Below are 12,517 nucleotides of genomic sequence, written 5' to 3' on the forward strand. Positions count from 1 at the left end.
GCTCTGGCCTGGTAACGGCCATGGTCCGTGGTGATGTCGGTGCGGTGAAGGCTGCAGTGGACTCCGGTGTGGAATCGGCGCAGCGCGTCGGCGAGGTTGTCACGTCTTTGGTGATTGCCCGCCCGCATAACGATATCGAAAAAATTGTCTCTCAGTACACCGTGACTGAATAAAAGGAAAGTTCTATGAAAGATGCACTTGGTCTTATCGAAACAAAGGGTTTGGTTCCAAGTATTGAAGCTGCTGATGCCATGTGCAAAGCCGCCAATATCGAGCTGATTGGTTACGAAAATGTAGGTTCCGGTCTGGTTACAGTCATGGTGAAAGGCGATGTCGGTGCAGTAAACGCAGCCGTTGAGTCAGGCATTGAAGCGGCACAGAAAGTGGGTGAAGTGGTGTCATCTCGCGTGATTGCCCGCCCACACAATGACATCGAGAAAATTGCATCCCAGCACAAGGCCTAACGTTGCCGCTGTGCAAGATGCCGGGGCGAGTTTGCCTTACCCAATTGTTGTAAGGCAATCCTTTTACCCCTCATTCACGCATTAGTGAAGGACTAGAGATCATGACTTTAGACAAGGATTTACAATCCATTCAGGCAGCCCGTGAGCTGCTAAAACAGGCCAAACAGGCACAAGCCCAGTTTGCGCAGTTCTCGCAGGAAAAAGTCGACAGTATTGTCGCGCACATTGCTGCCGAAGCGGCTCGCCATGCCGAAGAGCTGGCGAAACTGGCCCATGAGGAAACCGGCTTCGGGCGATGGCAGGACAAGGTACTGAAGAACACCTTTGCGTCGACCAAGGTGCACGAGCATATCAAGCCGATCAAAACGGTTGGCATCATTTCTGATGATCCGGTGAACAAGGTGATGGAAGTGGGTGTACCGCTTGGGGTGATCACCGCGCTGGTTCCGTCGACCAACCCGACATCAACGATTTTCTACAAGACGCTGATCGCGCTCAAAGCCGGTAATGCGATCATCTTCTCGCCGCATCCGAACGCCAAGGCATGCAGCCAGAAAGCGATTGAGCTGGTCAAGCGTGCCGCCATGGAAGCCGGAGCCCCTGCCGGTATCGTCGATGGCGTGACGCTGCTGACAATGGAAGCCACCAAAGAGCTGATGCACAGCAAAGATGTCTCTTTGATCCTGGCAACCGGTGGCGAAGGCATGGTGCGTGCGGCTTACGCATCGGGCACACCGACAATCAGCGGTGGTCCGGGTAATGGTCCGGCCTTTATCGAGCGTACTGCCGATATCAAGCAGGCTGTCAGCGACATCATTACCAGCAAAACCTTCGACAACGGTGTGATCTGCGCGTCCGAGCAATCCATCATCGCCGAACGCTGCATTTATGAGCAGGTGCACCAGGAGCTGCTGGCTCAGGGCGCTTACTTCATGAATGAGCAGGAGTCGCAACAACTGGCGAATATCCTGCTGCGTCCGAACGGCATGATTAACCCGGTGATCGTCGGCAAGTGCGCACAATCACTGGCAGAGATTGCCGGATTCAGTGTACCGGCTAACACCAAGGTACTGATTTCTCGCCAGGACAGCGTATCCCATCAAAACCCGTATTCCCGTGAAAAACTCTGCCCGGTACTGGGCCTGTACATCGAGGAAGACTGGCGTTCGGCGTGTGACCGCGTGGTAGAACTGCTGACCAACGAAGGCATGGGCCACACCCTGGTGATCCATACCCAAAACCAGGACATCGTGCGCCAGTTCGCACTGGAAAAACCGGTATTCCGCATGCTGGTCAACACCCCGGCAGCCCTTGGCGGCATTGGTGCGACAACCAACCTGATCCCGGCCCTGACCCTAGGTTGCGGCGCTCTTGGCGGCGGCTCGAGCTCAGATAACGTCGGTCCGATGAACCTGCTCAATGTCCGCAAGGTCGGCTACGGCGTCTGCAATATTGACGATCTTCGCCAGCCGGAAGCGTCTATCGCGCCAGCGGCCCAGCCAGTACAAGCTGCGCCTGTTACAGCTCCGGCTGTGGCTGCAAGTGCACCGGCCAGCATCTTCGAAGACACGCGCTTTACCGGTGGCCCGGCACCTGTCGCGGCTCCTGCTGCTCCTGCAGTAACAACATCGGCGGATGACCGCTTTGGCTGCGGCGTTCCGGCACCGGCCTGCAATGACGCTGGCACTGGCGTCGGCAGTGACGCTAGTCGTGACATAACGGAAGAAAATGTCGAGCGCATCATCAAGCAGGTGATGGGGCGCATGGCGTCCTAACCGATAGCAACGCAACAGAAGGTGGCAAAACTATGATTCTCGCAAAGGTAACCGGGCATGTCGTCGCCCCGCAGAAAAATGACGAACTACGAGGCAGCAACCTCTTGCTGGTAACGGCGTTGGGGGACGATCTCGAGCCCATCAAGGACCGTACCTATGTAGCCGTCGACAGTGTGGGGGCCGGTATTCGTGACCTGGTCCTGGTTGAGGAATATTTTGCGCTGCACAAACAGCAGTACAAGGCCATGTCAATCGTTGCCATCGTGGAAAAAGTCCATCAGGACAAATAAGGAATAACAGAGCGCATGAATGAATTTCAGATTAAGCCGACGCTCCATTTTGGCAACGGCGCCCTAGACAAGCTGGGCACACTGACGGGTCAGCGCGCATTGATCGTGACCGATCAGGCGATGGTCAAGTTTGGCATGGCCGATATGGTCCGCCAGCGTCTGCTTGCCAACCAGATGGTGGTTAGCCTGTTTGCCGATGTGACCTCGGATCCGGACATCTCGGTCATCGTCAACGGCATGAAGCAGATGGATGCCGATGCGCCGGATGTGGTTGTCGCGCTGGGTGGTGGCTCGGTGATCGATGCGGCCAAAGGGGTGATCTACACCCTGTGGGAAAGTGGCAAGTTGGCGAAAAAACCGTGCTTTGTCGCTATCCCGACCACCAGCGGTACGGGCTCGGAAGTCACGGCATTTTCGGTGATTAAGTCAAAGGGCGAAAAATGGGTAGTGGTCGACGAGTTTATGTTGCCGGATCACGCCATTTTAGATCCTGAACTGGTGAAGTCGGTGCCTGCGGGCATTACCGCCGATACCGGGATGGATGTGCTGTGTCACGCGCTGGAGGCCTATGTCTCGACTATGGCGTCTGATTTTACCGATGCCCTTGCCGAAAAGGCCGTGCTGCTGGTCTTCGCCCACTTGCTTGAGTGCTACCAGAACGGCAGCAACCTCGAAGCAAGGGAGAAAATGCACAATGCCTCGTGCATTGCAGGCATGGCATTTACCAATGCCTCGTTGGGGATCACCCACAGCCTGGCCCACTCGCTGGGTGGTGTATTCGGCATTCCGCACGGACGGGCGAACGCCCTGATGATGTCGCATGTTGTGGCCTTTAACGCCAACCTGCACGGCGACTGCCAGACCTTGGCGGCAGAAAAATATGCCTATCTGGCCAAGCAGCTTGGCTTGCCGAGCCGTTCAACGCGGGAAGGTGTGATGAGCCTTATCGTGGCGATTGATGTGCTTAAAGAGCAGATGAATATGCCGGCAGGCATCCGCGACTGCGAGGTGGCCGAGCAGGCGTTCTTTGCTTCGCTGCCCGATCTGGTCGCTCCGGCGCTGAAAGATGGCTGTACCCCGACCAATCCGCGTGAGGTGAACACCCACCACTTGGAAACCCTATACCGACAAGCGTTTGCAGGTATTGCCCACACCTAGGCAATGCCATAGCGCACAACAATCCAATATCGAAATGGCGGGCCGTCCAGGCCCGGCCGACAGTGAAACATATTATTAGGAGAGGCTGAATTATGGCCAACTATTCCCTTACGCCGCGTGTAAAAATGCTGGCGGAAAGACTGCTTGCGCAAAAAAGCACTATTAGCGCCGAGCGTGCAACAATTCTGGCATCAATGGGCGACGATATCGCCGGTATGCCGCCGATGGTCAAAAATGCCCATCAGTTTTCCCAGCTTATGGCTGAGATGCCTGTCCACATCGGTCAGGACGAACTGATTGTCGGCAGCCAGTCGTCTCAGGCCCGCGGTGCAATCTTCCACACCGAAGACGAACTGAACAACGAGTCTGTGTTTGGTTTCCTTAACTGCGATAAAACCAACAGCCCTGACTACATGTCGGTGATCAGCTCCGGCTTCCAGGTTCTTGAGCAGCACATCGAGATGCGCCTGAAAAACATCGGCAGCGCGATCAGCCGCAGCGGCATGGACGAAGTCAATCAGGGCAAGGCGATGATCTTTGCCTGCAACGGCGCCGTGGCGCTGGCCAACAAACTGGCTGCCGAAATGGAGCGCATGGCGGCAACGGAAACCCACCCGTACCGTCAGGCCGAGCTGAAAGAAACTGCCGCGATCCTTCGCCGCGTACCGGCCCAACCTGCTCAGACATTCAAGGAAGCTTGTCAGGCTTTCTATCTGTTCCAGCTAATGATGCATTTGGACAACGGTGGCTACGCCGTGGGTGCAGCAGGTTTCGACAAGGCGCTATACAGCTACTACCAGCGTGATCTGCAGGCCGGTGTGATCACCGAGCAGCAGGCATATGAAGTTATCGAAAGCCTGTGGCTGAAATTGAGCGAGCTGTCAGAAGTACGCGCAGAAAAAGCCGTTGACGGTTACCCGATGTTCGACTGGATGGTACAGGGCGGCCGTTTCGAAGACAGCCAGCTGATGATCAACGATCTGTCCAAGATGCTGCTGGCTGCCCGTAATAACCTGGCAAGCCTTGATAGCAAACTGGCGGTTCGCCTGTACCAGGCCGGTGGTGCTCCAATTACTGCAGCGGCTCCGCAGATTGCAACAACCGCCGAGTCTGAAGTCAAAGAGATGGAAGGCCTGACACCGCGTATGCAGCGCCTGCGTCATAACTACCTGAAAGCCCGTCCGAGCGTGTCTATCTACCGTGCGCTGGCATTCACCGAGGTGACCAAGCAGCACCAGGGCCTGCCGCCAATTCTGCTGCGTGCCAAGGCATTCCGCGTGGCTTGTGAAACTGCTCCGCTGCTGATCCAGGATGACGAGCTGATTGTCGGCCACCCATGTGGCAAGCCACGTGCCGGTGCCTTCTCGCCGGATATCGCATGGCGCTGGGTTCGTGACGAGCTCGATACCATGAGCACCCGTCCGCAGGATCCGTTCGAGATCTCTGAAGAAGACAAGAAGGTGATCCGTGAAGAGATCGTACCGTTCTGGGAAGGCCGATCTTTAGATGAGATCTGTGAAGCCCAGTACCGCGAAGCTGGCTTGTGGGAGTTCAGTGGCGAGACTTACGTCAGTGATCTGTCTTACCACCAGATCAACGGTGGTGGTGATACCTGTCCGGGCTATGACGTCCTGCTGTTCACCAAGGGCATGAACGGCATCAAGGCCGATGCCGAGGAAAAACTGGCTCAGCTGAGCATGGAAAACCCGGAAGACATCGACAAGATCTACTTCTATAAGGCGTCTATCGAAAGCTGTGAAGGTGTGATGGCCTACGCCAAGCGTCTGGCTAACCACGCCCGCGAGCTGGCACTGACCGAAACTGATCCGGCGCGCCGTGCCGAGCTGTTCACCATTGCTGAAACTAACGAAAACGTCCCGGCCAACCCGCCGAAGACCCTGCAGGAAGCGCTGCAGAGCATCTGGACAGTTGAGTCACTGTTCGAAGTGGAAGAGAACCAGACCGGTCTGTCCTTGGGTCGTCTTGACCAGTACTGCTACCCGATGTACCAAGCTGACATCGAGTCAGGCCGCCTTACCAAGGAAGAAGCTCTGGAGATGATGCAGGCCTTCATCATCAAGTGTGCCGAGCTGATGTGGATGTCGAGCGAGCTGGGCGCGAAATACTTCGCCGGTTACCAGCCGTTCATTAACCTGACCGTTGGCGGCCAGAAGCGTATGGGTGGTGATGCGACCAACGATCTGACCCTGCTGATCATGGATGCCGTGCGTTTTGTGAAGGTGTACCAGCCGTCGCTGGCGTGTCGTATTCACAACCAGTCGCCACAGCACTACATGGAAAAAATCGTCGACGTGGTGAAGGCGGGCATGGGCTTCCCGGCGTGTCACTTCGATGACTCGCACATCAAGATGATGCTACGCAAAGGCTACGATTTCGAAGATGCTCGTGACTACTGCCTGATGGGCTGTGTAGAGCCGCAGAAATCTGGCCGTATCTACCAGTGGACCTCTACCGGTTACACCCAGTGGCCTATCGCGATTGAGTTCGTGCTGAATCGCGGCCGCATGGTGCTGTTTGATAGCCATCAGGGCCTGGATACCGGTGATCTGAATAGCATGACAACCTTCGACGCCTTCGATGCGGCGGTGAAGGAGCAAATTGCCCATATCGTCAAACTGTCTGCCGTTGGTACGGTGATCAGCCAGCGCGTGCACCGCGATGTCGCACCTAAGCCGCTGATGTCACTGCTGGTGGAAGGCTGTATGGAACAGGGCAAAGACGTCAGTGCCGGTGGTGCCGTGGTCAACTACGGTCCGGGTCTGATCTTCTCTGGCCTGGCAACATACGTCGATTCAATGGCTGCGATCCGCAAGCTGGTATTTGAAGACAAGAAGTACACCCTGGAGCAAATGCGCGATGCGATGCTGGCTAACTTCGAAGGCTTCGAAGAGCAGCGCCGTGACTGTCTGAACGCACCTAAGTTCGGTAATGATGATAACTACGCCGATGATTTCGCGCTGGATATCACCGAGTGGACCGAGCGTGAGTGTGGCAAGTACGAGATGCTTTATTCGCGTCTGAGCCACGGCACCCTGTCTATCTCTAACAACACCCCGATTGGTGAACTGACCAATGCGACACCGAACGGCCGTCTGGCGTGGATGCCGCTGTCTGACGGTATCAGCCCGACTCAGGGTGCGGACAAGCAGGGCCCGACGGCGATCATCAAGTCGGTGAGCAAGATGAATGTTGAAACCATGAACATCGGTATGGTGCACAACTTCAAGTTCCTCAAAGGCCTGCTCGATACGCCGGAAGGCAAGAACGGCCTGATCACCTTGCTGCGAACCGCTTCGATTCTCGGCAACGGCCAGATGCAATTCAGCTACGTCGATAACGAAGTGCTGAAGAAGGCCCAGCAGGAGCCAGAGAAATACCGCGACCTGATCGTGCGTGTTGCCGGCTACAGCGCCTACTTCGTCGAGCTTTGTAAGGAAGTTCAGGACGAAATCATCAGCCGTACCGTACTGGAAAAATTCTAACCCAGCCCAAGGGGCCGCAAGGCCCCTTATATAGCCACTAAGCGCGAGCGAAGTGAGGAGAAAAAACAATGACTGGGATAGCACAAGTGAGCAAAGACGCAGAGCTAACAGGACGGATATTTAATATCCAGAAGTATTCCATTTATGACGGTGACGGGATCCGGACGCTGATCTTCTTCAAGGGCTGCAACCTGCAGTGTGACTGGTGCGCCAACCCCGAGGGGCTGAGCAGCAAGTTCCAGGTGATGTTCAGCCAGGACAAGTGTGTCGCATGCGGCAAGTGTGCCCAGGTATGTCCTGCCGGTGTGCACATGATGAGCACCGGTGCGGACGGCAAGGCAGTGCACAAGATCAACCGGACGGTGGACTGTATTGGTTGCCGTAAGTGCGAAGAAGTGTGCATGGGCGATGCGCTGGATGTGATGGGCAAAGATGTCACGGTCTCCGAGCTGATGGAAATCATCATGCAGGATTACGACTTCTACATGTCTTCTGGCGGCGGGGTCACGTTGGGCGGCGGCGAGCTGAGCCTGCAGGCGGATTTCGCCACGGCGCTGCTGACCGAATGCAAAAAGCAGATGATCAACACCGCGATTGAAACCCAGGGCACCACTAGCCTGGAAAGCTACCAGAAGCTGGCCACCTGCACGGATCTGTTCCTGTTTGATATCAAGCAAATTGATACCGACCAGCACCGTCAGTTGCTCGGAATTGGTAACGAAGGGGTAAAACGCAACCTCGAATACCTGGTCGACATTGGCGCCAACATCGTGATCCGTATGCCTCTGATCCGCGGCTACAACGACTCTTACGATTCGATCACCGGGGCATTTAGCTATGTCATGGAGCTTGCCAAGCGCGGCAACATCCAGCGTATCGACGTGCTGCCATACCACCAGTTTGGCAAAACCAAGTACGACAAGCTCGACATGATTTACCCAATCACCCAAGACCTTGGTTATAGCGACGAAGAGCTAGACCAGTTAAGTGCCTTCTTTACCCAGTTCGATTTCGATATCAGCTTGGTTCGACATTAAGGAGGAAACGATGACGACCAGTTTGGGCGTAATAGAAACCCGGGGTCTGACGCCTGCCATTCACGCCGCTGATGCGGCCTGCAAGTCGGCAGCCGTCAATCTGGTGGGTTACAAGAAAATTGGTTCGGGACTGGTGTCCGTGATGTTTCACGGCGAGATCAGTGCCATCTCGGCGGCGGTAGAAAACGGTGTCGAAGCGGCGCAGGGTGTCGTGGCGTCACTGGTGATCGCCCGCCCTGACGAGAGTGTGCTGGCGATGCTGGAAAACACCTCATCAGCTCAGCCGGAGCCGGTTGCTGATGCAGATTGTGAACCTGCACCGAGAGTCGATACCGCAATACCGGAAAAAGCGCAGCCTGCACCTGAGGTGCTGGTTAAGTCAGAGCAAAAGCCCGAGCTCGAGCAAAAGCCAGAGCCAACAGCCACTAAAGGGCCAGAAACTGCACAGGAAACAGAGCCTAAGCCAGAAACAAGCCGCAAGGCGACTGGCGACAAACCTGCGGCGAAGCGCTCTACCCGAACCCGTAAACAAGGACCACGCAAATGATCAGCGCAACGTTAATGGCACAGATTGAGCAGAAGCTGCCGCTGAGCTGCCGCCAGGAAGCAGCGGTATTGAGCTCGGTCATGGCGGGTGCGGTGTCGGAGCTTGGCATTCCTACCGGGGTGTCAAACCGCCACGTTCACCTTAGTCAACAGGACATCGAAGCGCTGTTCGGGCCGGGCTATCAGCTGACGCCTATCAAGGAGCTCAAGCAGCCGGGTCAGTTCGCGGCCAAAGAGTGCGTCACCATCGTCGGCCCTAAGGGCTCGATCCAGCGTGTACGCGTGCTGGGTCCGGCCCGGCCACAAACGCAGCTCGAGGTCTCGAAAGCTGACTGTTACACCCTCGGCATCAAGGCGCCTGTTCGCGAGTCGGGCGATCTGACTGGCTCGGCAGATGCCTTGCTGGTCGGAGCGGCGGGTTACTGCCATCTCGATTCGAAAGTGATTTGTGCCCAGCGCCATATCCACATGAGCACGCAGGATGCTGCCCGCTTTCAGGTCGAGAACGGCCAGCGGGTGAAGGTGCGTGCTGGTGGCGGTTGTGGCGTGGTATTCGAGCAGGTGGTGGTGCGAGTCAGCCCTTCATACGCGCTGGAGTTCCATATCGACACCGATGAAGCCAATGCGGCAGGGATCCGCTCGGGAGAAGACGTTTATCTGGCTCGGTAATTAAGCCGGATAAATGACTGAGCTAAGAGAGGTAGGAATGAACGAGCAACAGATTGAAGTCCTGGTGAAACGCGTGCTCGCGGGCATGCAGCCTCGCACTTTGGTTGTGCTGGGCGGTGATGCGGACTATCAGTCCCTGATCATTGCGCGTCTTCAGCAGTGTTCGCAGCGCCGGTTTTCCATCTACATCCCGCCTTCGGCAGCTGCCGCGCATTCAGCGATTCAGTGGCAGGAAGTGGGGGAGATCCTAACGTGGGACGGCAGCGATCCGGTGCAGTTTCTGTCCGGCTTCGAGGCGGTGTGGCTACCGTTTCTCGACCCGGCAACGCTGGCCGAGATCGCTAACGGTCTGTTCGGATCGCCAGGTGCAGTACTGGTGCAAACCGCTTTGATGAAAGGGATACCGACAGCTGCTCTGGATTATCAGTGCCGGTTGGACAGCGAGCTGAACCAGCTGAAGGGACTGGCCAATAACCCGGCCATGACCGCAAGGCTGACAGCACAGCGTCAGGTGGTGCAGGCACTGGGTTTAACGCTTGGTTCGATAGCGGTATTTGACGCAGAACCACAGGAGCTGGGCTGCCAACCCCTTTCAGCTAACGAAAGAGCAACGAACGCAATAACAACAAATGTAAGAACAAATGCAAGTGTGCCGGCTGAATCGGCATCGCCACGCTTCATCACCCTTTCCGAGGTGATGGAGCAGGGGATCGCCGCATTTTCCGAGCAGGACCGGTTAACCGATCTGGCTCAGGAGTATGTGAAGGCTCAGCAAGCTGGCTAACGCTTTATCTAATTCGAAAACAAAAATTGAAAGAAAACTTTAGGAGTATTTATGTCTGAATCTGTAAAAAAATGGCTCTGGATGGCGTTGGTCATCGCCTCTGAAACCTCGGCCACCTCAACCCTGAAAATGTTCGACACCAGTGAAGGCTTTACCAAAACAGCCCTGCTGGCGGTTATCGTTCTGCTTTACGTGGTGTGTTACTACTCGTTGTCTCAGGCGGTGAAATACCTGCCGGTTGGTCTTGCTTACGCGACCTGGTCTGGCACCGGTATTCTGTTGGTATCGACGCTGGGCATGGTGTTCTACGGCCAGCATCCGGATATGGCCGCCATGATCGGCATGCTGATCATCGCCAGCGGGATCATCATCATGAACCTGTTCTCCAAGATGGGTGAAGAAGAAAGCGAAGAAGAAGCAATCGAACTTAAAACTGAAGAAGCGAAAGGGTAAGGAGATATACCATGTTCAACGTAGGATTTTTGTGGCTGGCACTGTCAATTTGCTCTGAGATCACAGGCACTTCATACATTAAGAAAACCAATAACTTCCGTAACCCGGCGATGTCGGCATTGGTGATTGGTGCGTACAGCCTGTGTTACTTCGCGCTGACCAAGGCGATGGGTTATATCCCTGTCGGTATTGCGTACTCGCTATGGTGTGGCTTCGGTATTATCGGTGTGACAATCTTCTCGATGATCCTCTACAAGCAGAAGCCTGACTTCCCGGCCATGCTGGCTATGGGCCTGATCATCACAGGTGGCGTGATCATGAACGTGTTCTCGCAGATGTAAACCCCAAACCAGACCATGCTATCAATATCAATATGAGACTCATATTAAGTTGGAGCATGGTCATGGATTGTCTAGCCCAAAGCTAGATAGATAGCTGAAAGCCCCTAATTCGTATTAGGGGCTTTTTTTATGCAGATTTGTGTCAGTTTCTTGACGAGGTGCCTGCCCAGTTAATTAAAACTTGATGCCTGATCAAATATGCACCAAATAAATCATAATTCACGCGACTTTTTGATTTGAAACCATATTCCTTATTTATACCTCTATTGTAGTATGTCTGTGTTTTGACGCTTTTGTCATTTGTTTGACGGGCTGTGTCGCGATCAAAACCAGCCTGATGTCAAAACTCAGTGATTGCCCCGATAGCGACTGCTCAGCAAGTCGGGTTGCGTTGGCGAGTGGAGTGCCAATTCGACGTGGTGTAAGCGGCACCATGGCAACGTCTACTGAATTAAATCAAAACTATTTAAAGATAAGAGTAATAAAAAGAATGAAAATAATAAGAAAGCTACTTCAGACTATCGGCCTCAAGAGTATCCAGGCGCAGCTATTGCTGCTGAGTGTCATCTTAGTTCTATCCGGGTTTAGCGCGATGGGGATTATCTACTACGGGATGGAAGCCGATGCGGCAACCATCAACGTAGCCGGACGCCAGCGAATGCTGTCCCAACGGGTTGCCAAGGAAGTCCTGCTGGTACAGTCCGGGATGGAACAGCAAGAGGGAGTGAACAAGACCATTAAACTGTTTGAGTCATCAATGAACCTGCTGAGAAACGGCGACAAGGAACAAGGGATTTCAGCGCCTAAGACCGCTGAGATTGAAGCCCAGTTTAGCAAGGTAAACGAGCTATGGCTTGAATATCGTGCCGGTATCCAAAAGCTGCTGCAGGTAGATGAAAGCAAGCTTCGCAGCGAAGAGAATGCCACCCTGATAAGAGAGCTGTATCAGCGATCTCCGGTTATTCTCAAGGAAATGAATACCGCCGTGAAGATGATGGAGACGGCCAGCAATGCCAGCGTGACGGTCAAAATGCAGATCTCGCTGGGCTTGATCCTGATGCTGATGCTGCTATCCGGAAGCCTGTACCTCTACGTCAACGAATACCTGATGAAACCTCTGTTGCCACTGCGTGAAGCGCTGCAGCTGTTTGCCAAAGGCGATCTCACCAAGCCATTGCCGTCTGATGACAGCGGCGACGAAGTCGGCGCGCTTTATACCGACTACAACGAGGCCCGCTGGGGATTTGCTAGCATGATGGGCAGCGTCATCAAATCGAGCGAGCAGCTGAGCGTATCCAGCCTGCAGCTGAAAAAGGCAGCCACTGAAAATGCCAACGGTATGCAGCAACAATACCAGGAGATCGAGATGATCTCGACGGCGATGAATGAAATTTCTGCCACCATCCAGGAAGTGGCTTCAAGCAGCGCCAATGCCTCGGAATACACCAACCGTGCAGAACAAGAAGCCAATCGCGGCCGCACTGTGATGCTGGAGGC

12 protein-coding genes and 1 pseudogene are annotated in these 12,517 nt (G+C 54.8%); all 13 read left to right on the forward strand.

The window, feature by feature from the left end; all coding sequences use genetic code 11:
• Nucleotides 1-8: 8 nt before the first annotated feature.
• Nucleotides 9-173 carry a BMC domain-containing protein gene (locus tag MHN01_RS06270; protein WP_370646441.1) on the forward strand — a complete coding sequence of 55 codons (165 nt, stop codon included), beginning with the start codon at nt 9-11 and terminating at the stop codon, nt 171-173.
• 12 nt (nt 174-185) lie between these two features.
• Entirely contained in the window at nt 186-464 is a 279-nt protein-coding gene (locus MHN01_RS06275; RefSeq protein WP_075762482.1) for a BMC domain-containing protein, read from the forward strand.
• Between the two features lie 101 nt (nt 465-565).
• On the forward strand, nt 566-2,239 hold the full coding sequence (locus MHN01_RS06280) for an acetaldehyde dehydrogenase (acetylating) (protein WP_239410537.1): 1,674 nt from the start codon (nt 566-568) through the stop codon (nt 2,237-2,239).
• A gap of 32 nt (nt 2,240-2,271) precedes the next feature.
• On the forward strand, nt 2,272-2,529 hold the full coding sequence (locus tag MHN01_RS06285) for a EutN/CcmL family microcompartment protein (protein WP_075762480.1): 258 nt from the start codon (nt 2,272-2,274) through the stop codon (nt 2,527-2,529).
• A gap of 15 nt (nt 2,530-2,544) precedes the next feature.
• Nucleotides 2,545-3,687, forward strand: coding sequence for a 1-propanol dehydrogenase PduQ (locus tag MHN01_RS06290; RefSeq protein WP_239410538.1), 1,143 nt, complete (start codon nt 2,545-2,547; stop codon nt 3,685-3,687).
• 92 nt (nt 3,688-3,779) lie between these two features.
• Nucleotides 3,780-7,190 (forward strand): choline trimethylamine-lyase, encoded by a 3,411-nt coding sequence (gene cutC, locus MHN01_RS06295; protein ID WP_239410539.1) that lies wholly within the window; start codon nt 3,780-3,782, stop codon nt 7,188-7,190.
• Between the two features lie 68 nt (nt 7,191-7,258).
• On the forward strand, nt 7,259-8,227 hold the full coding sequence (gene cutD, locus MHN01_RS06300) for a choline TMA-lyase-activating enzyme (protein ID WP_239410540.1): 969 nt from the start codon (nt 7,259-7,261) through the stop codon (nt 8,225-8,227).
• Between the two features lie 10 nt (nt 8,228-8,237).
• Nucleotides 8,238-8,477: pseudogene (locus MHN01_RS06305) on the forward strand (BMC domain-containing protein); the annotation flags it as partial.
• A 293-nt stretch (nt 8,478-8,770) separates the two neighbouring features.
• On the forward strand, nt 8,771-9,442 hold the full coding sequence (locus tag MHN01_RS06310; protein WP_239410541.1) for a phosphate propanoyltransferase: 672 nt from the start codon (nt 8,771-8,773) through the stop codon (nt 9,440-9,442).
• Between the two features lie 37 nt (nt 9,443-9,479).
• Nucleotides 9,480-10,226: a hypothetical protein gene (locus MHN01_RS06315; RefSeq protein WP_239410542.1), complete on the forward strand. Its 747-nt coding sequence runs from the start codon at nt 9,480-9,482 to the stop codon at nt 10,224-10,226.
• A gap of 51 nt (nt 10,227-10,277) precedes the next feature.
• Nucleotides 10,278-10,679: a multidrug efflux SMR transporter gene (locus tag MHN01_RS06320; protein WP_239410543.1), complete on the forward strand. Its 402-nt coding sequence runs from the start codon at nt 10,278-10,280 to the stop codon at nt 10,677-10,679.
• Between the two features lie 11 nt (nt 10,680-10,690).
• Nucleotides 10,691-11,020, forward strand: coding sequence for a multidrug efflux SMR transporter (locus MHN01_RS06325; RefSeq protein ID WP_075762472.1), 330 nt, complete (start codon nt 10,691-10,693; stop codon nt 11,018-11,020).
• A 490-nt stretch (nt 11,021-11,510) separates the two neighbouring features.
• Nucleotides 11,511-12,517: methyl-accepting chemotaxis protein (locus MHN01_RS06330; protein WP_239410544.1), on the forward strand; the 1,007-nt coding region annotated here is incomplete at its 3' end.

Source organism: Photobacterium sp. OFAV2-7 (assembly GCF_022347985.1).
Classification (GTDB): Bacteria; Pseudomonadota; Gammaproteobacteria; order Enterobacterales; family Vibrionaceae; genus Photobacterium.

Excerpts from the sequence above, each read along its gene's own strand:
- MHN01_RS06275 (WP_075762482.1), top strand. The coding sequence starts at position 186 with ATGAAAGATGCACTTGGTCTTATCGAAACAAAGGGTTTGGTTCCAAGT.
- MHN01_RS06280 (WP_239410537.1), top strand. The coding sequence starts at position 566 with ATGACTTTAGACAAGGATTTACAATCCATTCAGGCAGCCCGTGAGCTG.
- MHN01_RS06285 (WP_075762480.1), top strand. The coding sequence starts at position 2,272 with ATGATTCTCGCAAAGGTAACCGGGCATGTCGTCGCCCCGCAGAAAAAT.
- MHN01_RS06290 (WP_239410538.1), top strand. The coding sequence starts at position 2,545 with ATGAATGAATTTCAGATTAAGCCGACGCTCCATTTTGGCAACGGCGCC.
- cutC (WP_239410539.1), top strand. The coding sequence starts at position 3,780 with ATGGCCAACTATTCCCTTACGCCGCGTGTAAAAATGCTGGCGGAAAGA.
- cutD (WP_239410540.1), top strand. The coding sequence starts at position 7,259 with ATGACTGGGATAGCACAAGTGAGCAAAGACGCAGAGCTAACAGGACGG.
- MHN01_RS06310 (WP_239410541.1), top strand. The coding sequence starts at position 8,771 with ATGATCAGCGCAACGTTAATGGCACAGATTGAGCAGAAGCTGCCGCTG.
- MHN01_RS06315 (WP_239410542.1), top strand. The coding sequence starts at position 9,480 with ATGAACGAGCAACAGATTGAAGTCCTGGTGAAACGCGTGCTCGCGGGC.
- MHN01_RS06320 (WP_239410543.1), top strand. The coding sequence starts at position 10,278 with ATGTCTGAATCTGTAAAAAAATGGCTCTGGATGGCGTTGGTCATCGCC.
- MHN01_RS06325 (WP_075762472.1), top strand. The coding sequence starts at position 10,691 with ATGTTCAACGTAGGATTTTTGTGGCTGGCACTGTCAATTTGCTCTGAG.